Origin of the sequence: Maritimibacter sp. DP1N21-5 (assembly GCF_019218295.1) — a bacterium.
In the GTDB taxonomy this organism is placed as follows: Bacteria; Pseudomonadota; Alphaproteobacteria; order Rhodobacterales; family Rhodobacteraceae; genus Maritimibacter.
The window spans coordinates 1261520-1283489 of sequence record NZ_JAHUZF010000006.1; the positions used below are offsets into that span (position 1 = coordinate 1261520).

Annotated in this window: 24 protein-coding genes and 1 tRNA gene; 8 read left to right on the plus strand and 17 right to left on the minus strand. The window is 65.4% G+C overall.

Features of this window, described 5'->3' with window-relative positions; all coding sequences use genetic code 11:
• Position 1: 1 nt before the first annotated feature.
• From KJP29_RS13865 to KJP29_RS13885, 5 genes are read left to right on the plus strand one after another with little or no spacing between them, the layout of a single operon-like run.
• Entirely contained in the window at positions 2-796 is a 795-nt protein-coding gene (locus tag KJP29_RS13865) for a CbbQ/NirQ/NorQ/GpvN family protein (RefSeq protein WP_218464128.1), read from the plus strand.
• Positions 797-801: 5 nt separating this feature from the next.
• Complete coding sequence (locus KJP29_RS13870; RefSeq protein ID WP_218464129.1) at positions 802-2673, plus strand: nitric oxide reductase activation protein NorD; 1872 nt, start codon at positions 802-804, stop codon at positions 2671-2673.
• A gap of 1 nt (position 2674) precedes the next feature.
• The gene (locus tag KJP29_RS13875; RefSeq protein WP_218464130.1) at positions 2675-2848 is read left to right on the plus strand and encodes a hypothetical protein; all 174 of its coding nucleotides are present in this window, start codon (positions 2675-2677) and stop codon (positions 2846-2848) included.
• Positions 2845-3066 (plus strand): NnrT protein, encoded by a 222-nt coding sequence (locus KJP29_RS13880; protein WP_218464131.1) that lies wholly within the window; start codon positions 2845-2847, stop codon positions 3064-3066. The genes KJP29_RS13875 and KJP29_RS13880 overlap by 4 nt, the downstream gene beginning before the upstream one ends.
• Positions 3063-3755, plus strand: a complete 693-nt coding sequence (locus KJP29_RS13885; RefSeq protein WP_218464132.1) for an NnrU family protein — start codon at positions 3063-3065, stop codon at positions 3753-3755. The genes KJP29_RS13880 and KJP29_RS13885 overlap by 4 nt, the downstream gene beginning before the upstream one ends.
• A 4-nt stretch (positions 3756-3759) precedes the next feature.
• Here the strand turns inward: KJP29_RS13885 and KJP29_RS13890 are convergent, their stop codons facing one another.
• The 13 genes from KJP29_RS13890 to KJP29_RS19335 all read right to left on the minus strand — a co-directional run bounded on the left by KJP29_RS13890 (position 3760) and on the right by KJP29_RS19335 (position 17231).
• Complete coding sequence (locus tag KJP29_RS13890) at positions 3760-4545, minus strand: SUMF1/EgtB/PvdO family nonheme iron enzyme (RefSeq protein ID WP_218464133.1); 786 nt, start codon at positions 4543-4545, stop codon at positions 3760-3762.
• Between the two features lie 73 nt (positions 4546-4618).
• On the minus strand, positions 4619-5737 hold the full coding sequence (nirK, locus tag KJP29_RS13895; protein ID WP_218464134.1) for a copper-containing nitrite reductase: 1119 nt from the start codon (positions 5735-5737) through the stop codon (positions 4619-4621).
• 95 nt (positions 5738-5832) lie between these two features.
• Entirely contained in the window at positions 5833-6732 is a 900-nt protein-coding gene (locus KJP29_RS13900; protein WP_218464135.1) for an FAD:protein FMN transferase, read from the minus strand.
• Complete coding sequence (locus KJP29_RS13905; RefSeq protein WP_218464136.1) at positions 6732-7277, minus strand: nitrous oxide reductase accessory protein NosL; 546 nt, start codon at positions 7275-7277, stop codon at positions 6732-6734. Before KJP29_RS13905 ends, KJP29_RS13900 begins: the two co-directional genes overlap by 1 nt.
• Complete coding sequence (locus KJP29_RS13910; protein WP_218464137.1) at positions 7274-8101, minus strand: ABC transporter permease; 828 nt, start codon at positions 8099-8101, stop codon at positions 7274-7276. Before KJP29_RS13910 ends, KJP29_RS13905 begins: the two co-directional genes overlap by 4 nt.
• Positions 8098-9006, minus strand: coding sequence for an ABC transporter ATP-binding protein (locus KJP29_RS13915; protein ID WP_218464138.1), 909 nt, complete (start codon positions 9004-9006; stop codon positions 8098-8100). The genes KJP29_RS13910 and KJP29_RS13915 overlap by 4 nt, the downstream gene beginning before the upstream one ends.
• Positions 9003-10250 (minus strand): nitrous oxide reductase family maturation protein NosD, encoded by a 1248-nt coding sequence (locus tag KJP29_RS13920; protein ID WP_218464139.1) that lies wholly within the window; start codon positions 10248-10250, stop codon positions 9003-9005. The genes KJP29_RS13915 and KJP29_RS13920 overlap by 4 nt, the downstream gene beginning before the upstream one ends.
• Before the next feature lie 12 nt (positions 10251-10262).
• The gene (gene nosZ / locus KJP29_RS13925) at positions 10263-12161 is read right to left on the minus strand and encodes a TAT-dependent nitrous-oxide reductase (RefSeq protein ID WP_218464140.1); all 1899 of its coding nucleotides are present in this window, start codon (positions 12159-12161) and stop codon (positions 10263-10265) included.
• A 13-nt stretch (positions 12162-12174) separates the two neighbouring features.
• Positions 12175-14337 (minus strand): NosR/NirI family protein, encoded by a 2163-nt coding sequence (locus tag KJP29_RS13930; RefSeq protein WP_218464141.1) that lies wholly within the window; start codon positions 14335-14337, stop codon positions 12175-12177.
• A 294-nt stretch (positions 14338-14631) separates the two neighbouring features.
• Positions 14632-15147 carry a superoxide dismutase family protein gene (locus KJP29_RS13935; protein ID WP_218464142.1) on the minus strand — a complete coding sequence of 172 codons (516 nt, stop codon included), beginning with the start codon at positions 15145-15147 and terminating at the stop codon, positions 14632-14634.
• A 602-nt stretch (positions 15148-15749) separates the two neighbouring features.
• Positions 15750-16229, minus strand: a complete 480-nt coding sequence (locus tag KJP29_RS13940) for a hypothetical protein (protein WP_218464143.1) — start codon at positions 16227-16229, stop codon at positions 15750-15752.
• 86 nt (positions 16230-16315) lie between these two features.
• Positions 16316-16918 carry a hypothetical protein gene (locus tag KJP29_RS13945; RefSeq protein ID WP_218464144.1) on the minus strand — a complete coding sequence of 201 codons (603 nt, stop codon included), beginning with the start codon at positions 16916-16918 and terminating at the stop codon, positions 16316-16318.
• Between the two features lie 178 nt (positions 16919-17096).
• Entirely contained in the window at positions 17097-17231 is a 135-nt protein-coding gene (locus tag KJP29_RS19335) for a hypothetical protein (RefSeq protein ID WP_255553620.1), read from the minus strand.
• 84 nt (positions 17232-17315) lie between these two features.
• Between KJP29_RS19335 and KJP29_RS13950 the strand changes: the two genes are divergently transcribed.
• Both KJP29_RS13950 and KJP29_RS13955 read left to right on the plus strand, forming a co-directional pair.
• Positions 17316-17561: a hypothetical protein gene (locus tag KJP29_RS13950; RefSeq protein WP_218464145.1), complete on the plus strand. Its 246-nt coding sequence runs from the start codon at positions 17316-17318 to the stop codon at positions 17559-17561.
• 96 nt (positions 17562-17657) lie between these two features.
• Positions 17658-18389, plus strand: a complete 732-nt coding sequence (locus KJP29_RS13955) for a BON domain-containing protein (RefSeq protein ID WP_218464146.1) — start codon at positions 17658-17660, stop codon at positions 18387-18389.
• Between the two features lie 61 nt (positions 18390-18450).
• On the opposite strand, the gene KJP29_RS13960 is transcribed toward KJP29_RS13955, so the two are convergent.
• The 3 genes from KJP29_RS13960 to KJP29_RS13970 all read right to left on the minus strand — a co-directional run bounded on the left by KJP29_RS13960 (position 18451) and on the right by KJP29_RS13970 (position 20615).
• Positions 18451-19113 (minus strand): sigma-70 family RNA polymerase sigma factor, encoded by a 663-nt coding sequence (locus KJP29_RS13960; protein WP_255553621.1) that lies wholly within the window; start codon positions 19111-19113, stop codon positions 18451-18453.
• 447 nt (positions 19114-19560) lie between these two features.
• Positions 19561-20355: a UTP--glucose-1-phosphate uridylyltransferase gene (locus KJP29_RS13965; RefSeq protein WP_218464147.1), complete on the minus strand. Its 795-nt coding sequence runs from the start codon at positions 20353-20355 to the stop codon at positions 19561-19563.
• Between the two features lie 176 nt (positions 20356-20531).
• A tRNA-Leu gene (locus KJP29_RS13970) sits at positions 20532-20615 on the minus strand.
• Positions 20616-20754: 139 nt separating this feature from the next.
• On the opposite strand from KJP29_RS13970, the gene KJP29_RS13975 reads away from it, so the two are divergent.
• Positions 20755-21264, plus strand: a complete 510-nt coding sequence (locus KJP29_RS13975; protein WP_218464148.1) for a Hint domain-containing protein — start codon at positions 20755-20757, stop codon at positions 21262-21264.
• A gap of 118 nt (positions 21265-21382) precedes the next feature.
• Here KJP29_RS13975 and KJP29_RS13980 read toward each other — a convergent pair whose 3' ends face one another.
• Positions 21383-21844, minus strand: coding sequence for an Lrp/AsnC family transcriptional regulator (locus tag KJP29_RS13980; RefSeq protein ID WP_218464149.1), 462 nt, complete (start codon positions 21842-21844; stop codon positions 21383-21385).
• Between the last annotated feature and the right edge of the window lie 126 nt (positions 21845-21970).

The following is a 21970-nucleotide window of genomic DNA, read 5'->3' on the forward strand; positions in this document are numbered from 1 at the left end:
CATGACCTTCGACATGACCCCCGATCTGCCGTTCTACAGCCCGCAATCCAACGAATGCGACCTGTTCGAGACAGCCCAACAAAACGGTTTGCCCCTTCTTCTGAAGGGGCCGACCGGCTGCGGCAAGACGCGCTTCGTCGAACATATGGCAGCCCGTCTCGGCCTGCCCCTTCATACAGTCGCCTGCCACGATGACCTGTCGGCTGCCGACCTGATCGGGCGCTATCTCATCAAGGGGGGCGAGACGGTCTGGGTCGATGGCCCCCTAACCCGCGCGGTTCGCGAGGGCGGGATCTGTTACCTCGACGAGGTGGTGGAGGCGCGCAAGGATGTGACCGTGGTGCTCCACCCGCTGACCGACGACAGGCGGCGGCTGGTCATCGACCGGACTGGCGAGGAACTCGTCGCGCCGGCGAGCTTCATGCTCGTGGCGAGCTATAACCCCGGCTATCAGAACGTATTGAAGAAACTGAAACCCTCGACCCGGCAACGGTTCCTGTCGATCGGTTTCGACTTCCCCGTGCCGGATCTGGAAACACCCGTAGTTGCCGCCGAGGCGAGGCTCGACATGGACCGCGCGGGTGCGCTCGTGCGCCTTGCCGGTCATATCCGCAAGCTCTCCGGCATGGACCTCGAAGAAGGGGTCTCCACCCGCCTTCTGATCTACGCGGGCACGCTTATCGCCAAGGGGATGCGCGTGGAGGACGCCATTGAGGCGGCCATCGTGGAGCCCCTGTCCGACGAAACGGACGTGCAGCAGGCGCTGCGCGACCTCGCGGCCAGCGTTTACGGGTGACAGACATGAAGATGCTCGACCTTCTGGAACCGGAAGAGGCCGTCGGCACGCTCTGGCACGGCATGGTGACGCGGAGGGGCATCGAGGCGAGCCAAGCCGACAGTGCCGTGACGCTGGAGGAAGTCCGCGCGAGCGTCGCCACGCTCTACCGCGCCCTTGGCGGGGGTCAAGGGGTGGAGATCTGCCCGGCCCCCGCCACACCTGCTGCCCACCGCATCACCGGCACACGCCGGATCGCCGCGCCGCGCCTTCGCGAACATGTCGCGGACTTCGACGGCGACCGCCTCGCGCTGCCACCGGTGATGACCGTCTTTCCTGAAACCCACCTCAACCGCGCGGCCTATCTCTGGCTTGCGGCGCTGGCGGCCTTTGTCGAAATCCCGCCCCGACATGCCGACCCGCTGGCCGCCGACCGCGCCGAGATCGGCGCCAACGCTCTGGCCGCCGACCGGGCCTATGCCGCCTGTCCGGGCCTGCGCCGCGCCTATGCGGACATGTGCACGGCGCTGCGGGTCGCGCGTTTCCGGCCGGGCCTGCCCAAATGCGAGGCCGGGATCGAAGCGGTGATCGCCGGGCAACTGGCCGGCGCCGACGAGCTGGACGAATGCCTCGATTGCCCGGCCCCGCGCGGCTACCGGCCCTTCGCCCCTGTCGCGATCTGGCTCAGGCTCACCCACCCTGCGCCGGGTAAACCCGCGAACGACGACGCAAGCCCCGGCGCGCCCGCGCCCGAGATCAAGGGCCGCAAAGCCGGTGCCCGGGAAAACCGCGACCAAGCCGACCGCCGAGACAGTTTCATCGTCCATCGCTTCGAGGCAATCCTGTCTTGGGCGGAAAGCCTGAACCTCAACCGCATGGTCGAGGATGACGACGACGAAAACGCCCAGAAGGCCGCCGACGATCAGGACCAGATCACGCTCTCGCAAAACGCGAAACGCGCTGCCACGCGGCTGCGCCTGTCGCTCGACCTTTCCCCGCAGGATGCCGACCATGAACGGCTGGCGGGCAAGTTCACCTATCCCGAATGGAACCGGCGCACGACTGCCTACATGCCCGCCCATACCCGCGTGCTCGAGGCTCCGGCCCTGCCCGCCGAAGGCTATCGCCCGGACCCGCGCCTCGTCGCGCGCGTCAAGCGACAGTTCGCACCGCTCAATCCGCGCCGGGTGATCCTGCCGCGTCAACTGGACGGCGACGACCTCGACCTCGACGCCGTGGTCGCCAGCCGCGCCGACATCGTCGCGGGGCGCGAAGGCAGCGACCGGATCTGGCAATCGTCGCGCCCGATGGCGCGGGATCTGTCGGTGGCGATCCTGATGGACTGTTCGCGTTCGACCGAGGCGCATTTGGGCGACCGCTCGGTGATCGACGTCGCGCGTGAGGCGCTGGCCGCGCTGGCCGCCGGGATCGACACCGCGGGCGATCGGCTGGGCATCTGGGGGTTTTCGTCCCTGCGCCGTGACCGGGTGTTTCTGTCCAAGGCCAAGGCCTTCGACGAACCGATGACCACCGAGGTGACCGCCCGGATCGGCGGCTTCCGCCCCGGTCACTACACGCGTCTGGGTGCCGCGATCCGCCACGCAAGCGCGCAGCTCGCCGAGGAGGGCGCGACTCGCAGGCTCCTTCTCGTTCTGACCGACGGCAAGCCCAACGACCTCGATCACTACGAAGGACAGCATGGGATCGAGGACAGTCGCATGGCCGTGCGCGAAGCCCGGGCCCTTGGCCAATCCGTCCACGGCGTCATCATCGACGCCGACGGGCAGGACTGGTTCCAACGCATTTTCGGACGGGCCGGGTTCACGCTTCTTCCCCATGCCGACCGGTTGCCACGGGCCCTGCCCGACATCTATCAAACCCTGACACAGGAGACCTGACATGAAACCCCTGATCGCCTTTTTGGCCATCCTGCCCGCACCCCTCCTCGCCGCCAGCTTCGAGCGCCCGGTGCCGCAGGCCCAGACCCAGGTGGCGGAGTTCTGGTTCTTTGTGGCCTCGGTCGCCATGATCGCCTCGCTCGCGGCCGTCCACATGATGCTGCGTCGGAAATGACGGGGCGCGGGTTCCTTAAACTGACCGCCGCGCTCTATCCCTTCGGGGCAGGCGCGATGGCGGTCAACCTGTTCTTCGCCTCGCTCATCGGTAGCTGGCTGGGCTGGAGCGTGCTCACCCCCTACTCCTCCGTGATCGGCGGCCTGATCCTTGGCCTTCCCGTTACATGGGCCTTCGGGCGCCATATCCGGGCGCTGATCGCAAGGGCCGAGGCGTGATGGGCTGGGCGGAATACACGCTCGCGCTCGCCGCCTTCGTGGGGAGCCATTTCGTGCCGCGTATCGGCGGGCTGCGCGACCGGCTGATCGCCCGGTTCGGACGACGGACCTACTTCTCGGTCTATGGGCTATTGTCGATTGCGCTCCTCGTCTGGGTGATCGTGGCCGCAGGTCGGGCACCTTTCGTCGAGCTCTGGCCGCAGCTCCCCTGGATGCGCTGGGTGCCGAACCTCGCGATGCCGGTTGCCACCGTTTTGGTCGCCGCCGGTTTCGGTATCGCACAGCCCTACACCCTGGGGGGCAAACGCGACGCGCACATCGACCCTGCCGCTCCTGGGCTGGCCGCGATCACGCGCCATCCGCTCTTCCTCGCGCTGGCGCTCTGGGCCACCGCGCATCTCGTCGTGAACGGTGATCTGGCGCATGTGATCCTGTTCGGCATCTTCGCGCTGTTGGCCATCGCCGCGATCCCTGCCTTCGACGCCCGCGCGCGACGGATGCTCGGCCCAAGCGCAGCGCCGTATTTCTTCGCGGCCACGTCGATTCTGTCACTTGAGCCGCTGACCCGCGCCGCATGGCGACGCGAAAATGGCGGCCGCCTCCTTCGGCGGACCGCCATCGGTCTTGGGGTGTGGGCCTTGGTCCTTCTGAGCCACGGTGCGGTGATCGGTGTCTCGCCCCTGCCCTGAGGGGTCAGTCCTCGCGCACCAGCCGGAAGCCAAGGTAATCGGGCGGCAAGCCCACCGCGCATCCCCCCACCTGGGGGTCGCGCACGAAGTCGATGATCGCGGCGCGGTGGCGGCCGCCCGCGATCCGCACGGTGCAATAGGGAGTGCTCGTCACCACCCGCCCCGCGCCGTCCAGCGTGCCGTTGTCCATGCATCCCGTCGTCCATTCCCAGACGTTGCCCGACATGTCGGCGACACCCATGGAGTTCTCGCCGAAACCGCCCGCAGGACGCAACGCCTTGCTCGCCGAGCCACGCAGCAGGATGCCGCGTTCGTATTGCGCCAGCATCCTTTCGCCGGGATCGAGGTAGTCCCCCTCCTCGGGCGTCGCGTCGCCATAGCGCTCGGCAGCGGCGCGTTGCCATTCGGGTTCCGTTGGCAGGCGCCATGTCTCACCCGTCACCTCGGAGAGCCAGCGGGCATAGGCCTCCGCCTCGTGAAAATTGACGTGGGTCTGAGGCTGGTTGCCGTCGCGGAGCACCTCGGCTGAACAGGCCCGAGCCGCAACGCAAGCCGAAAACTCGGCGCGCGTCACCTGATGCTTCATGATCTCGAAGCCCTCAACCCGCGTCGGAACGGGCGCGGGACTGTGCGTCTTGCCTTGAAAGCTGAAGCTGCCGAATGGGCGAAAGGCGATCTCGCCCGCGGGAATAGGCACGGTCTCGGGCCCCGCCGCTTGCGGTTCGTCGCCCGCGAAGAACCCGAACAGTCCGGCAAGCAGAAGAGCGGGCAGTGTGGTGATCGGTGTCATGGTCCTGTCTCCAAGCGCAAGAAGGGGCGGCCACAGCTGCGGCCACCCCGTTTTCCCGTGAGTGGCGGGAGGATCAGCCGACGATCTCGGACGGCGCCATGACCTGTTCCATGAGGTCGTTGTTCCACTGGCCCTCGACCTTGAAGTGGGCCGTGGCGCCGAGGTTCACCGCCTCGATCAGGTTGTGGTTCACATAGGCGTAGATACCCGGCTGCAGGAATTCATAGAGCGCAGCGCCCGCCGACCCGCCCCGGATGAACCAGGTCTCCAGATCGCGGTCCGGCACGTTGTTGAACTTGCCCGCTTCCCAGACGAGATCGCCATGTCCGCCGATGAGGTGCGGACGCGTGTCGCGGTTGCCCTGACTGTGGACGATCAGCACGCGGTCCCCGACGCTGGCCGTCATGGCGTTCTCGCCGGTCAATGCACCGACCGCACCGTTGAAGACCACATGGCTCGGCACCAGACCGTTCATGAGCTCTTCGGTCTCCGGATAGCTTTCGGCCACATCGGCAAAGCGCTTGTAGTTCCCGTTTTCGTCCTTCGGAATGTAGAAGTCATTCTCGCCGATGTAGAAGACCTTGTCATAGGTCACCGGGTTCCCCTTGTAATCGGACAGGCCGTGGCGCGGCAGCACCATGATGGCACCGACCATCCCGGACACCACGTGCCACGGGATCATCGGGCCCCCGGGAGCGCAGTGGTAGACGAAGGTTCCCGGCCGCGTCGCCTTGAACCGGAGCACCGTCATTTCACCGGGGCTGACCAGCGTCAGCGCACCACCACCCAGGGCGCCGGTCGCGGCGTGGAAGTCGATATTGTGCTGCATCATGTTCTCGGCCGGGTTGACCAGCGTCAGCTCGACGTAGTCGTCCTGGTGCACCACCATGAGCGGGCCGGGGATCGAGCCGTTGAAGGTCATGCCTTGCAGCCAGGCGTCGTCGGCGACCTGGATTTCTCTCTCGATGATCGGCATTTCGAACTCGACGATGCGCGGTTCGGCAGGGGCGATCTGTTCGTGCTCGTGCACGAAGGGCGGGGCGACCAGCTCGCGCTTGATGCGCTTGAGCTTGGACAGGTCTGCGGGAGCCGCCACAGGGGTCATGGCTTCTTCGGCCTTGGCGGCGGTGGCGATCAACGGGGCAGCGGCGATACCGGCGGCTCCGAACAGGGCGGCTCTACGGGTCAGCATCTTTTTTCTCCTTCGATGTAAATGCTGCTGTTGAGTGACTTGTAGCCTGCGTCGGAGCCCCAGTTATTGTTCCCGCACAACGTTCGGAGCGAATCCTACCCGAAACGGATGACCTTTGCCCCCAAGGCTTCGAAGGACCGCAGCTGGTGGCCCGGCATCACGATCGCAGCCGTCGACAGCGCGTCCGCGATGGCGGCGCTGTCGTGTATGACCGAGATGGTCGCAGTGCTCGGGCGGCGCCGGTCCAGGGGATCGAAGATGTGCCCCGTCCCCAGCGCCGGATCGACCAGCGTCCCGGTGGCGCTCGACGTTGCGACCGCCTGACCGCGGAGGCGGATATCGGACCCCGGCAGGCGCACCCGCCAGCCCTTGCCCTCGGGCCCGTTGCCGATCCCGGCCACCTCGCCCGCGTCGACCATCACGTCGCGCAGCCCCTCGTCCCGCAGAAGTGCTGCGAGCTGATCGGTGGCGTAGCCCTGTGCGATACCGTTCAAGGTCAGGGCAACGCCGGGTCTCGCAAGGCGCACCGTGGTCATGTCGAACGTCACCTGGTCGAAGCTCACCAGCGCACGCGCGGCTTCGATCTCCTCGACCGCGGGCACTCGCCCCTCGGCAGCGCAGGACGCATGGAGGGCGAAGAGCGGCTGGACGGTCGGATCAAAGGCCCCTTCCGTCGCATGATGCATCGCGCGCGACAGCGAAAGGAGCTCCAGGATCGCGGGATCGGGTGCCTCGAGCCAGCCGTCACGGTTAAGCCGCACGAGCGCGCTGTCGCTGCGATAGAGTGAAAACAGCCGGTCGATCCGGGCAAGTTCCGCCTCGACCCGGGCGAAGACCGGATCCGGGTCATCGACCCCGACGAGCCGGACTTCCGCCAGCGTTCCAAGTGCAGGCCCCCGCCACATCGCGACTGGGGTGGCGGCCGTGACCCGGCTCGCCGCGATCGCCGCAGCAGAGACCGCGAGGAACCGGCGCCGCGTCCACGCCCCGGCCATCAGTTCAGACTCCCGGTCATGTCATGGCCCGCCATGCCGTCCTTTGCCAATGCCGGCATATCAGGGTGAACATAGTCGACGGGCACCGCCTCGAAGATCACGATCCGCCCGCCCTCCTCTTGCTGGAAGTCCTCGGCCGCCTTGCGTGTGCCGAAGGGAATGGCCTCGGGCACGCCCATGCCGCCGGGACGGTCGCTCTCGATCACGAAGAACGCGGCCTGCGCCGGGATCCAGTTCGCCGTGCCCGGCAAGGCCCAGCTTTCGGCCTGTTCCATATCCGAAACGAAGACCGCCGTAACCCCGGCGTCGCGTGCCGGATCGTGGACATAGGCGACGGCATCGGAGACCTGGCTGAACCATAGGGGTGCCGCGTGGCCCTCGAGGTGGATCTGCGCCTTGGGGCCGGGATGGTCGGCCACGAACATCTGGCAGTAGTGGCCCAAAGCCTCGTCGGTCATGTCCGCAGGCAAAGGTGCCTCGGCAACGTCGTCCTTGCAGGCGGCGAGTGAGAAGGCGATGGCGAAGAGAAGAACAGCGCGTGTCATGGAACGATCCTTTTCGTGCGGTGGATGCCCAGAGCGAGGGCGGCGACGAGCCAGAGGGCGATTGCGGCCAGACCCGTTTCAGGGGGGAACGGCAGGGTGCGGGCGAGCCCGTCGATCCCCGCCACGGGCGCGGTCTCGAGTGCCGCGAGATTGTAGAGCCGGAAGGCATCCGCCGGGTTCGCGACGACGAGCCAGGGAAAGACGCGGGAGGCGAAAACGCCCTCTCCCGCCGCCATGATCCCGCCCAGCAGCGCGAGGTCGTAGAGCACCACGAAGACGAGCCATGTGCCGATGGCCGCGGCGGCGGCGCGCGCAGTCCGAGCCGAAAAGGCCGAGAGCATCAGCCCGATGCACACAAAGACCGCGCCCAGCCAGACCGCGGACCCGACGAGCCGACCCCAGGCAGCCAGCCCCTCGGGCGAGGTGCCGAAAGCAAAGGCCAGCGCCGCGCCGGCCAGGGCGAACGACAGCACCACGGCGATCGCCATGGCGCTGACCTGCGCGATGAGCTTGCCCGCGAAGACCTCCCACCGCCTGACCGGCGTGGCGAAGGCTAGGGCCAGGGCGCCGCGTTCGATCTCGCCCGCAAAGGCGTCATAGGACATGAGAAGCGCAATCAGCGGGATCAGGTAGACCGACAACGTGGCGAGGCTCGCCGAGGTCAGCGTGAGCACATCGGCCTTCAGCCCCGCGCCCTGCCCGGCCCCGAAGAAGCCGAGAGAAACGGCGAAGAGCGTCAGGATCACGGTGGCCAGCACGACCCAGTGGTTGCGTCGTGCGAGCCGGAACTCCTGTCCGAAGATGGTGGCGATCCGGTGGATCATGGCAGGGCCTCCGCGTCGAGGTTCGAGAAATGCAGGTAGACATCGTTCAGCGTTGGGGGCGTCATCTGGATGTCCGCGACCCGGCCTGCGTCGGCGCCAAGCCGCGCGACAAGGCCGAGCTTGGCCCCGGCGGCGCAGTCGATGTCGAGCCGACAACCATTAAGACGCCGCCCACCGAACTCCGCCTGCAATTCGTCCGCAGCACCCTCCCGCGCCGTAACGCGCAGACGGGTGGGCAATTTCGCCTCCCGTGCAAGATCGTCGAGCGTGCCCATCGCCCGCAGACGCCCCTGCGACAGGATGGCGACCCGATCGGTGCGGTGTTCGATCTCCTCCAGCCCGTGCGACGACAGGAGCACCGCAGAGCCCCGCGCCGCGGCCTCAGCGATGACGCCGTAGAAATCTTGCCGCGACACCGGGTCGAGCCCGCTTGTCGGTTCGTCGAGAAGGAGGAGCCGCGGCGCCCCGATCAGCGCCTGCGCCAGACCCAGTCGCTGCCGCATCCCCTTGGAGTAAGTCCCCACGGCACGGTCGGCGGCATCGGCCAGCCCGACCCGTTCCAGAAGTGCGCGGGCCTCGCGGCGGGGCGCGCCCCGAAGGCCGGAAAAGTACTGCAGGATTTCGTGCCCCGTCAGGCTGCGCGGAAAGGTCACGACCTCGGGAAGGTAGTTGATCGCGCGGCGCGCGGCATCGGTCCCCGGGGCATGGCCTGCAATACGGATCGCACCGTCGGCCAGCGGCAGGAAGCCGAGTATCGCCTTGAACAGCGTCGACTTGCCCGCGCCGTTGTGGCCGAGGAGTGCGAGGCTTTCTCCGGGAGCGACCGTGAAGCTCACCGCCTCGACCGTAGAGGTCCGGCCATAGGCGAGCGAAACGGATGAAAGGGACAGGACAGGTTGGGTCATTGGACCACCTCCGGGACAGAAATCTGGGGCGCGGTCAGCGGATGACTGTCGATCACGCCGCCCGGCAGAAGGCCGGGGAACCGCGACTGCGACCAGCGCATAAGTTGCAGCGCGGGCGTGCGCATCAGGAGCTTCGCCGCCGGCTGCGACCACACGAGTTGGTCCACCGCATCGTTCGGGCGATAGGGACTGTCGGCGATCCCGTCACCATTCACATCGAAGGCGACATGGTCGGACCAGTAGTTCCCCTGCCCCGCCTCGGACCACTCGAGCCAGCGGGTGCCCACGTATTTCACCTGCGTCCGGTTGCCGACAAAGGCATTGCCGGTCATCACGTTGCCCTCGCTGCCGGCCGTGAAATGCAGGCCGATGCCGCAGCCCTCGAACCGGTTGCCGGTGAAACGGTTGTTGTTCGAATTGTAGATGAACAGGCACTTCTCGCCGCCATCGCGCACCGTGTTGCCGATGAGTTCGGCCCTGTTCGCGAAGTTCATGAAGAACCCGTGGTTCGCATCCCCCACGCTCAGGTTGTTCGCAATGGTGAGCCGCGTGGAATACATGAAGGCAAAGCCCATGTCGTTGCCCCGGCTCACGTTGTCGGTGACCTCGATCCGGTTCGCGTACATCGAGTGGAAGGCGAAGCGCAGTTCGCTGAAGGTGTTGCGCCGATAGACGGCCTGGTCCGAGGTGGTGATGAACACCCCGTCCCGCCCGCGCGAAACGATGTTGTCCTCCACGGTCAGGCCGGGTGCGTTCCAGACATAGACGCCGGGCCCACGTTCGGCCACGCGCAGATCGTTGCGCCCGAGGATGGTGTTACCCCGCACGACCACGTCCCGCGCGCCGTGCACGTCGATGCCGATCAAGTTGCCTTCAAGTGTCAGCCCCTCGAGCCTTGCCCGATCCGCACCCTTGAGCAGCCGTATCCCGCTATCAAGGTCAGCAAGGCTCGCGCCAGCGCCCGAAACGGCCAGCCCCCTCAGCGTCACGTCAGGCGCCGTCACCGTGATGACCGAGCCCGCGCCCGGCCCCACGATCCGCGCATCGTCGCCGGTCAGTGTCACGGGGCGGTCGATCTCGACCGGCCCGGCGTAGGTGCCGGGGGGGAGCACCAGTTCATCGCCGGGCCGTGCCCTGGCCAGAGCCGTGGCGAGCGCATCCTGACCCGGCCCGACCGTCACCCGCTCCGCCGAGAGAGGGGATGCCAGAGCGAGCGACAGGACAAGCGGTATCAGGATACGCATCGCCGTGACCCCTCAGGCGGCCTTGGGTTTCACGAGCATCCGGCCGCGCATTTCCATGTGGAGCGCGTGGCAGAACCACTGGCAGTAATACCAGTGCACACCGGGACGGTCGGCGGTGAAGGTGACGGACGCGGTCGCCTGAGGCCCGACCTCCATTGCGACGCCGTGGTTGCCCAGCGTGAAGCCGTGGGTCAGGTCGTCGACTTCGTCCATGTTGGTGACATAGACCGTGACCTCGTCCCCCTGGTTCACCTCGAAGCTGTCGAGGCTGAACGCGGGTGCGACCGAGTGCATGTAGACGCGCACCTTGTTGCCGTCCCGGATAACGTCGGCACCCCAGTCGAGGTCGACGCCATCGGCCTCGGCCTGCTTGCGGGCGTCTTCCCAGAGCATGTCGCCCCGGTCATAGACCGACACCGGGTTCACCTTGTCAGCGCGCACGAGGATACAGTCGTGCGGCTCGGCAAAGGTCGGACCGTCGTGCACCACCTCCATCTTGTCGCCGGCAATCGCGATCAGCTGATCGTTCTCGGGCTTGAGCGGGCCCACGTTCAGGAACCGGTCCTTGGAGAACTTGTTGAGCGAGATGAGGAACTGGCCGTCGGCCTCCAGCGTCTCGCCCATGGTGGTGTGGTTGTGGCCCGGCTGATACATCACGTCGACCTTCTCGATGATCGGGTCCACGTCCTCGCCGTTGAAGGCACGGATGGCATCTTCGATGTTCCACTTCACCATCTGGCTGTCGAGGAAGAGCGTCGTATAGGCATTGCCGCGTCCGTCGTAGGCCGTGTGGAGCGGCCCGAGACCCAGTTGCGGCTCGGCGACCACGGCGCTGCGTGGGTCGGCGCCTGCGAAGACGTCGGGCAGCTTGGTCACGTCGACCACGGTGACGGTCGGCGACAGCTTGCCGTTGATGCACAGGTGCACCTTGTCGGGCGCCATGTTGCAGCCGTGGGGCGAATTCGAGACGGGGATATACTGGGTGTATTTTCCGGCCTTGCGACCGTCCAGAACCTTGACCCCGTTGTATTCCTTGAAGTCTCCGGCCGCGACGCCCGCTTCGATCGCCGCGATGTCGAAGATCACGACCCAGTCCTGCTCGTTCTCGGTCATATCGGCGAGCGTGACGCCGTTTTCCGAGTTGTAGCAGGTCGAGAAAGCGAACTTGCCCTCATAGTCGGCATCGCAATTGTCGAGGTTGCCGTCGACCATCACCTGCCAGGCAATCTCCATCGTGTCGCCGTCGATGGCGGTGAAGATCGAGACGTATTTCTCCGGCTCGTCGAGGATGATGCCGTCGTTGGGAAGCGGGATGCGGTGCTCGCCATTGGCAAAGACATAGCCGGTGCGCGGGTATTTCTGCGGGCGCAGGCCGTGGATGTCCGAGGTGTTCGGGATCTCGATGATCTTGTCGGTCTTCATGATGTCGCAGCGGATGCGCGCGACGCGGGTGTTGGCCTTGTCGTTGACGAAGAGGTAACGCCCGTCATAGGTGCCTTCGGTGAAGGACATATGCGGATGGTGCAGGTCGCCGTTCTCATAGGTTTGACGCCCGCGCTTGGCGAGGAACTCCCGCGTTTCGGGAAGCAAGCCCTCGGTCAGGATCTTGAGGCTCTCGTTGGTCGAACCCCAGCCGGTTGCCGAGCATCGGTTGAACACCGGAATCCGCATCAGTTCGCGCATCGACGGCACGCCCATGATCCGGACTTCGCCCGACTGACCCGAGGACCAGAAGCCATAGTAGCTGTCCAACTCGCCCGGCGCGATCTCGGCCCCGGTCGCGGCAGCGGCAGCACGGGTCGAGGCCAGAAGCCCCAGCCCCCCGGTGCCGCCCATCGCGGCGAGGGCGGCGACCCCCGCGCTGCCCTTGAACAGCCCGCGCCGCGTCAGGCCTTTGTTTTCGTCGTCCATAGGAAGGTCTCCTTCAGTTGGGTTTGGGTGTTTGATTGGGATGGCCAAGGTTCGGCCAGCTTTCCTGCGTCGCGAGCGAGGCCGTCGCAGCCGCATCACGCGCGCGCCGCTTGTCGGTCTTGATGACGACCGGGCAGCGCGCGTGATCCTGGTAGAGCACCTGGCAATTCAGGCAGGAGATGCACTCGTTCGGGTTGATCTCGCCGGTCGGGTGGATGGCCTTCACCGGACAGTCGGCGGCGCAAAGCTGACAGGGATTGCCGCATTCCTTGTAGCGGTTGAGCCAGCGGAACATGTGGAGCCGTGCCGGGATGGCGAGGCCACCACCGAGCGGGCAGACGTAGCGGCAATAGAAACGCTCGATGAAGAGACCGGGCAGAAGTGCCGCGACCGCGATCAGGACGAAGGGCAGCGGCCGGGCGAACTTCAGGATGATCGCGGTCTTGAAAGGTTCGACCTCGGCGAAGCGTTCGGCGAGTTCCAGCGAATAGAGTGACAGGCCGAAGAGCCCGAGAAACAGGATGTATTTCACCGACCAGAGCCGTTCGTGCAGCCCCCAGGGCAGCGTCACCTGTGGAACGCCAAGCTTTCGCGCGACCTTGTTGGACAGCTCCTGCATGGCGCCGAAGGGACAGAGCCAGCCGCAATATGCCCCTCGCGCCCAGAACAGGAGCGCCGCCGCGACAGCGAACCACAGGATGAAGATCAGCGGGTCCATCAGGAACGTGTCCCAGTTGAAGTCGCTGAAAAAGGCGTTGGAGACCGCGAGGATGTTCACGACCGATAGTTGGGCGTTGGCAATCCAGCCGACGAAGACCAGCGTGAACACGAGGTAGGCGTTGCGCAGGAGCGCGAAGTGACGTGCGTTCTTCGTGGCGAAGGTCTGGAAGAAGAAGATGCCGGAAAGCAGGACGAGCGCGACCGCCAGCACGATGACCTGCGTGCGCTTCGTCTCCCAGATCCGGACCCAGAGCGCGTTGCGGTCTGCCGCGAGAGAGGCCGGCGCGGCTTGGGCGGGAGCCGCGATCTGCCGGGTGTAAGCGTCCGGCAGTTCATAGGCCAGGTCGCGGGTGATGAAGACCTTCTCGATCGGTCCGACCGGCCGGCTGATAAGGAACTGAAGGTGGAACGGCGCGGCCGGGTCAAAGCCTGCGTCGGCCGGAATGATGAACAAGTCCATCTCGGTGAAAGCGGGCGCGTTTTCTGCGGCGATCGAGACGAGCCGTGCGTGTTCCTTGTCGAAGAAGCGGTGCGACATCTCGCCCTGGATCAACTGGAAGCGGTCGAAGATACCGCCGCGCACATAGCCGGACCCCTTGAACGACCAGCGACCGCCGCCGAAGACCGCGATGGCCTCGTCTCCTGGCTTCATGCGGGCCGCGAGATTCTCGTAAACGCTGTCACCAAGCAGGCTGCGCCCGATGGCGGGCTGGCTGACAAGCGCGGTCCAGACATCGACATAGGCGTCGGTTTCCGGGGCGGGCTCGATCTCTTTCTTGGTGCGCTCGTCGCCAAGCTCCGCAAAGGACGCGTTGATCGCGGCGACGTCGATGGTCAGGCGTTTGAGCGCCCCGTTTCCGGCGAGCGTGTCCCAATCGTTGATCTCGCCAGCGTCGCGGTCGATCGCGCGGGTCGGGCCGGTCGGAACCGCCATGTCGAAGCCGTCGAGGCCAAGAGCCTGCGCCGCCTTGATCCCGGACCGCAGGATCGAATCGTCGATGACCATGATGGTCACCGTCGCTCCCGACACGATCTCGAGGTCTTCGGGCGCGCGATCCGACACCTGATGGAGGTCGAAGCCGGTGTAATGGCCGATCACCGCGGTGATCTCGCTTTCCGGAATACCCACGAGAACGATGGGCTCCGAATGCTTGACCAGCCTTGCTCCGGTCAGGACGGCGTCAGGCGAGATGCCTGCGACGACATGGATGGGCTTGCCGGAATAGCCGGTCGTCGGCACGAAATCCGACGTGAGAAAGACCCAGCCCAGAACCTCTGTCCCGTTCAGGGCGGGAACGAGGCCTTTGTCATCCATATTCCCGAACCGCGTTGCGCCCGGCACGATGTCACCCGGCGCAACCTCGCCCAGAAACCGGCCCACCAACGGCTCCGCCGATGCGGCGACACCCGTCAGGAGGACCGCGACGGCGGCGAGGATACGAAGGAAGGCGCGCATGGCATGACCCCGGCGATTGCTCTCGCCCCGGGGTAGGACGTCCGGCCGGGCGTCAGTTTGCGATTTCGCAATGAACGGCGCGATTGCCGGAAGCACCCAAGGGAAAACGCGGTCAGGGCGGCAGGCAGTCGGGGACCCGGCATTTCAAGGCACGACCGGAGAGACCCGTCCTCGCACGTCGACGCCGCCCGCCCCGGACCCGATCTTCTTGCATCAGGGACGCGCGTCCCTCACGGCCCCTGCCCGCTTTGACCTACCTGGCGGTCGCGGCCGCCGGGCTTGAACGTGCGCTGGTCAGTCGCGCTGCGAAAACGTCCCGCAGGCGATCCGATCCCCGGCGTCGCCAGAGGGCTGGCTTTCATAGTCGTCGATGCCCTCGTGCACGACGAAAGCGGCGCCGTCATCGTCGAGAATATGCTCCTCGATATCGAGTTGCGTCAGAAAGACCTCGACCTCGCCGATCCCGTTTTCCTTGATGGTCAGATTGGGCATGTCGCCGGGGTGCGGTCCGCCTTCCACCAGTACGCCGTGATCCCGGTCGCCCGCGACATGTCCTCCGGCTGACGAAAAGTCGTCAGACTGGCAATCGCCGGTTTCGTGCAGGTGGACGGCGTGAATGCCCTCGGGCAGTCCAAGCAGGGTCAGGGTCGCGACCACGATCCCCGAGGGTGTGTCACGTAGGTTGACGGCGCCCAGGGCTTTGCCGTCGCGGTCCGTGATCTCTGCGTTCGCCTCGGCTGCGACGAGCGGGAGCGCAGGAAGGGTCAGAGTGCCAGCCAAAGCGCAGGCGGCCATCGCTGGAAATTTCATGTGTTCCTCCAATTGTCTGTCTGGCGCCCGGGACGGCCGCCATCGGGGCAAGGAACAGATCAGTGCCGCGCATGTTCCCGGTTGCTTGGCGGCGACGGCCTGCCGAAGGACCCAACGTGCGGGAACAAGCCGTCCTGCGGCCTGTTGGATGATTGCCGGGCGATGAAGGTCCGGAAACAGGCCGGCCAGCACGCCGGGACCCACCATGAAATGAAGGAAAAGACATGTTCCAGAGGAGCCACCTATCCACGGCGCAAGATCCGCCCGGGTCACCCCCCGGTTCCCCACCCGGAACCCCGCCCGGCGAAATCCCCGCCGATCCGGAGCCGGAAAACGTCCCTCAAAGGGATCCGCAAGAGGCGCCCGACCTTCCCGACACGCCCGAGTATGAACCGCCCGCACCGGACCGGACCCCCGATCCGATACCTCCGGACGCCGATCCGGACATGCCGGTGGAGCTTCCGAAGAACCTGCCGATATGACCAGCGCAAGAACTACTGCCTCGGGGGGCGCTGTCATCGGTCGACGACCGGCGTCCGGGTTGACCCCTAACCGTCCCCAGGGCGGGCCCATTCGATGACGGGCGGGCCTTCACGAGGGAGCTATTCCTGCCCCGCCGCGGGCATGGCATCCGTGCGTAACGGACGGCCCTCGGGTGACAGGAGCGCCCAGTATCCGCCGTATGTGAACATGCCCTGTCCGCCCGGGTCCTGATGCGGACCGTCGTTCACGAAGTAAAACAGAGGGTGCCCGCCGTAGGTCGCGACCCTCTCGCCTTGCCAGTCCATCGTTTCCGCAAGATCAGGATCGAGACCGTCATCGACCCGCAGCTCGTCCTCGACCATGAGAACGGGCCAGTGCTCGCGGCACTCCTCGTTACAGGAGTCGAGCGGGTCCTGACCATCTCCGGCCTCGAGATCGGTCAGGAGCGTATAGACCGGGCGGTCGTCCGGCCCGACGAGGTAGGCGCCATATTCGTCGTTCGTCGTCACGCCAAGCGTCAGGGCCTCTTGCGAGAGCGCCTGTCCGGGTGGCGTGGCAGCCAGCAGCGCCACAAGCGGGATTGAAAGAGGGTAATGCATCTGTGCCTCCAGAACTCTTCTGCGGTCCCTGAAACAGACGTGAAACGGCAATGTTCCTGAACGCGCCATCAGGACGCGTCAGGGCCTCAGGTCTTGTCGCCGGTGAGAGCGACCTCGCTCTGAAACCTCTCGGATCCGGTCCTTTCGACGCGGATGGACGCCCTGCCGGCGGCGGCCACCGGGAGACGTTCGATGTCCAACCGGTCGATACCGTCGGGAAGCCAGGGGTCGGCCAAGGTGACTGGCTCCCCCTCGCGGGTCATGTCGATGTCCAGCCCGATCAGTGCCTTGAGACACAGAAAGGGGCTGCCGGCGGCCCAGGCCTGCGTCGAGCAGGCAGAGGGATAGGACACGAGCCGGGGCGGCTCGCCTGCGTCAAGGCCGCAGCAAAGCTCCGGCAGGCCACGCAGCCGAACCTCGCGCGAGGCCGCGAAGAGACCCTCGGCCAGACGGGCGGCACGCCGTTTCTCGCCATAGCGGCACAGTCCGGCCACGGTGAGGCTCGCGTCATGCGGCCAGATGCTGCCGGTGTGGTAGCCCATCGGATTGAAACGGGGTGTGCCTGCGGCAACGGTGCGCAGACCCCATGTCGCCGCGAAGTCTGGCGAGTCGCACAGGGCCGCGAAGCCTGCGGCCTGAGCCTCTGTCGCAGCACCGGCAAAAAGGACGTGACCAGCATTCGAGGTCACGACGCATCGCCCTTTTGTCGCCCTCCAGCCCCATGACCCATGTACCCAGGTCCGGGTCCCCAAAATCCTGGGTCCGACGCTCTGCGATCGCGTCGGCGCGCCCCGCGCAGCCGTCGGCCTCGCGATCGTCCCCCAGCGCTCGGAACAGAAACGCTGCCGCGCGCCGGGCCGCGCAGTGTTAGGCCTCATCTTCGACCAGTGCGATCGAACCTTCGGCCAGGGCGCCGTCGGCATGGAACATCGCGTTTGTGCTGTCCTTCCAGCCCTCATTGCGCAACCCGCCGCTGTCGCCAGATCGAAGGTATTCGATCAACCCGTCTCCGTCGCGGTCTCCGGCCGTGTCGGCCCAGGTCAGGGCACGTTCGACGACCGCCCGGTTTCGCCGCAGAGGTAACCCATGCCAAGGTTCTACTTTGAGGTGAATGACGGACGGCAACGAACGGATGACGAGATCGGCGTTTATTGCGCCAATCTGGACGAGTTGCGCAAGATGGCGCAGCGCGAGCTGGCGCTGATCTTTCGCGACGAGATGCCGGATGGTGGCAGAGGCACCTTTGTCGTGCTCGTCCGGGATGAGACCGGGGTGCCCGTGTACATCGCGACAGCGTCCCTGCTGACGGAGATGCTCGGTCGGCGCGAGTGACGCCTGCTGTGCCCCAAATGCCAATCATGCCGATTTCCCGGGAACAGGTTCGTGGCGTGGCTGTTCTGTCGATCCAACCTCAAAGGAGTTCGAGAGATGAACAGACGAAGGACACATCATTCAGGCTACACGGGCGATCGGGACGAGTCCTACGCCCGCGAGGATCAGCGGCGCGGCTTTGACGAAGCGGCCTGGGGGCGGGGTCGTCGCGACAACCCGGACGCGAGGTTCGACGCACCCTATGGGCGCGAGGACTACGGCGACCATTTTGGCGAGGGCGCCGGATACTGGGAGGGTGAGCGCCATCCCGACCGAAGCCGTGGGTGGCCATCCTCCACCCGCGATGTCTATGGCCGCTGGGGCGGCGACCCCTTCTTCGGCTATCCGCCGACCGGGCCGTACCGCGGGAACTGGGCCGACCGCACCTATGGGCGCCGGAATCAGCGGAGGCGCGACGACGACCGCGACTTCCTCGATCGGGCCTCGGACGAAGTGTCGTCGTGGTTCGGCGACGAGGACGCCGAGCGGCGTCGGGAAATGGATCATCGTGGCCGTGGCCCCAAGTCCTACCAACGCTCGGACAGCCGCATCGAAGAGGACGTGAACGACCGCCTGACCGACAATGCGCGCGTCGATGCCACGGAGATCTCCGTGACTGTGAAGGACCGTGAAGTGACCCTCGACGGCACCGTCGATTCCCGAGGAGCCAAGCGGGCGGCAGAGGATTGCGCCGACAGCGTGAGCGGCGTCGAGCACGTCCAGAACAACCTTCGCGTCCAGCGCGATGGCAGCCCGTCGCGGACCTCCGCGACAGGACGCAGCTCCTGAGCGATGCTGAACGCGGAAGGGCGGCCCATGTGCGGGCCGCCCATTCGGCGCCGTCCCCCGATCACGGCCCGTCGTCACCCAGAGACGCAATGACAAGGCGGCGCGAACGGTTGACGCGGCTTTTCACGGTGCCCACCCGGATGCCGCACAGCTCGGCGCTCGTTTCATAGGTTTCGCCAAGCATCACGACGAGGACGAAGAGCCTTCGGTAGTGCGGCGGCAGGTCCCTGACCGCGCGCATGACCTCTTTTCCGCGCAAAGACCATTCCTGTGTTGCGGGCGAGGACACGTGTTCCGACACGCAGCCTTCCGGTCCGGTGACTTCGCGACGACGTTTGGCAATCTGGTTGTAAAACGAGTTGCGCATGATCACGAACAGCCAGGCCTTCAGGTTCGTGCCGGATCGGAACTTGTCCTGATACCGCACGGCCTTGAGCAGCGTCTCCTGCACAAGGTCCTCGGCATCGGTCGCGTTGCGGGTTAGCGAGCCGGCGAAACCGCGCAGTGCCGGAAGCCATTCGATCGTGAGGTCAGGGTCGAGGCCCACGTCGGACTTGGCCGGAGAAACGACCGCTCGTTTCGGTGCAGGTTCGGGTATTTTCCGCTGTCCGGGCGCCGGGCTGGAGGACCGCCTCCGGCAATTGGACATTCTCTCGTCCCGGTCAACGGAAAGGCTCGGCAGCGCGTTCATTTCAGACCTCCTCATCAGGTGGCGGGCGAGCAACCCGCACCACTGCTTCATTCATCGCCATGTGACGCGGATTTGGGACTGCGTCAGCGACCTGGAATCAGGGAAAAGCGGGGGCGTTGGAGGGGAGACAACATAGTTTAAACGTCAGTCTCGACGGCGGACTCTGGCTTACACGCCGGACGTGAACGGGCGAATTGTGGTCGGCAGAAAGACCGCGTGTCGAAGTTCAGGAACAAAGTCTCGCAGGAGAACGTTTTATTCCCTAAGCCTTAAACAGGGAGATTCCTGAGACCGAAGCATCGCGTTCCTGCTTCGGGAATCACCGGAAAGCGGCGACATGGCCAGACGCGCGGTGAGGGCCATTCTGCCTCGTGGAGATCTTCGGGGGGGTGGTCCCACGACCGTTCGGCCGCCAGGCCGCGCGCGTGGGACACCTTATCAATACAGTCCTCGGAGGAAACGACGCCACGCGCGCGGAACCTACTCTGCGGCCACTGTTTCCTTTCTCAGACGGTCACTGCGCACCGCCTGGGTGGCGGAAAACCAGCCTTCCTTGTCTCCGCAGTCGTAACGGCAGCCAGAAAACTGGAAGGCGTAGAGCCGGTCCAATCCGGCGATGGCATCGGTAAGCTGGATCTCGCCCCCTGCCCCCTCGGTCGTCTTTTCGAGAACGGGCCAGATCTTCTCCGACAAGACGTATCGACCGACCACCGCAAGGTCAGAAGGCGCATCTGCCGGATCAGGCTTTTCAACCAGCGTGCGCGCCGGCAGGACCGCGGAGCCGACACTCGCCATGGCCAGATCGAACATGCCATAGCGGCTGCTTTCGGCACGGTCCACGCGCTGCGCTGCGGCCAGGCAGTCCATGCTCGCAGGATCAAAGACATCCGCCATTTCCGCGAGCACCGGCGCGCCAAGAATGAGGTCATCCGGCAGGAGCACGCCCACGGGTCCCGGCAGCACCTCGGGCCGGGCGCTCAGGACGGCGTGGCCAAGACCAAGGGGCTCTCCTTGATCGACGGAACGAACCTCCACGCCGGCGAAGGAAGGTTCTTGGGACATCAGATGCTCGACATAGTTCGAAATCCCCGGCTTCGTTGCTCGACTGACAAAGACGAGGCGTTGCGCGCCCGACGCCACGGCTTCTTCCAGGGCGAAGAGTAGAAGGGGCGTGTCGTATATCGGCAAGAGCTCCTTCGCGGTTGCGTCCGTCGCGGGGCGCATTCGAGTGCCACTACCCGCCACGGGCAGGACCACAGTTGCTAATCGTGTCATTAGATCGGTTCTCCTCCAAGGGGTTCTGGAGAGATCGAACAGACGGTCCCCGCAAATGTTCCGGGCGTGTTTTCAGACAGTTCGACTGGAAACGGCCGGTAACGTCCTCGGCTCGCCACGGCAGGTGTTTGCGGGCAAGCGTCCCAAGCCAATTCTTCAATTCGGAAGACCTGAAGTGGTGCGGGTGAAGGGACTCGAACCCCCACGCCAAAGGCGCCAGAACCTAAATCTGGTGCGTCTACCAGTTTCGCCACACCCGCACGTGCGCCGATTTAGCATCACCGCCCGGCGGATGCGAGGGGCACTGTGGCGAAATCGTGGAAATCTGCTTGGCGCTTTACGAAATCTAAGGTTAGCCTGTGGAAAAAAGAAAACAGGCAACCTTGAGCAGGTATCCAGATGACCCAGATCGTGACGACCGTCGCGGCCGGCCAGTCCGTGCGCGTGACCCTTCCTCTATGCCGGTCGGGCCTCGGCCTCGGCGCCACGGTGATGACCGCTGACGGGGCGCTGCCCGTCGAATTCCTTGAACCCGGCGACAGGGTCGTGACCTATGACGCGGGGCTTCAGCGGCTTGACCGGGTCACTGTCCGACAGATCGCCGCCTGCGAGGCGATCCGCATCCGGCCTTCGGTGATGGACGACGATAACGGGCGAAACCTCGTGATCTCCGCGCGTCAGAAGCTCCTGATCCGCGACTGGCGGGCCGAGATGATCTTCGGGAAGAAGGCCGCGCTGGTCGAGGCACGCAGGCTGGCCGATGGCGCCTATTTTGCGCCGATGCAGGGGCGCGGGCCGGTGCGGCTCTTCCAGTTGCACTTCGCGCAGGCCCAGCATGTGGTGCATTTGGGTCAGGGCCTTCTGGCGACCTCGGCGGCAATGCCAAGAAAACGCGTCGCTCAGAATTGAGTGTCGAACTTCGGCTGCGCCGAAATCCGACCGCTTGGGGAGAGGCTAGCCTCTCCCCAAACCCCTCTCCAAGGTATTTGTGAAGCGATGAAGAGAGGCGCGACTGGGAAATTCGTGTCTAGAGAGGCAGTTGCGTGGTGAACTTGATCTCTTCCATCGACAGGAGCGCCGTCACGTTGAAGATCTTCACCTCGGAAATCAACGCCTGATAAAAAGTGTCATAAGCGCGGGCATTGGCGACGCGGACCTTGAGGATATAGTCGATCTCTCCGGCCAGGCGGTGCGCCTCCATCACCTCGGGGCGCGCGCGGAGCGTGCGCAGGAAGCGGTCCTGCCAGTCGGCCTCGTGCTCGGACGTCCGGATGAGCACGAAGAAACAGGCCTCGAGCCCCAGCTTCTCTGCGTCCACGATCACCGTCTGCGGACCGATCACCCCAGCCTCGCGCATCTTGCGAATCCGGTTCCAGACCGGGGTCTTGGAAGACCCCACCTTGGCCGCGATCACGTCGAGTGACTGGCTCGCATCTTCCTGCAGTTCCGCAAGGATTTTCCGGTCTATGTCATCGAGTTGTGACGACATTCCTGTTTGCTCCCTTTCGGTGGACGATCGGTCCTTCGCTGCCATGCGGCAAGAACGATCATCCTTATTCGCCCCGGCTACTGGCCGGATTTTGGGACAATGTTCTATATTGAGAGGCAAGACAAG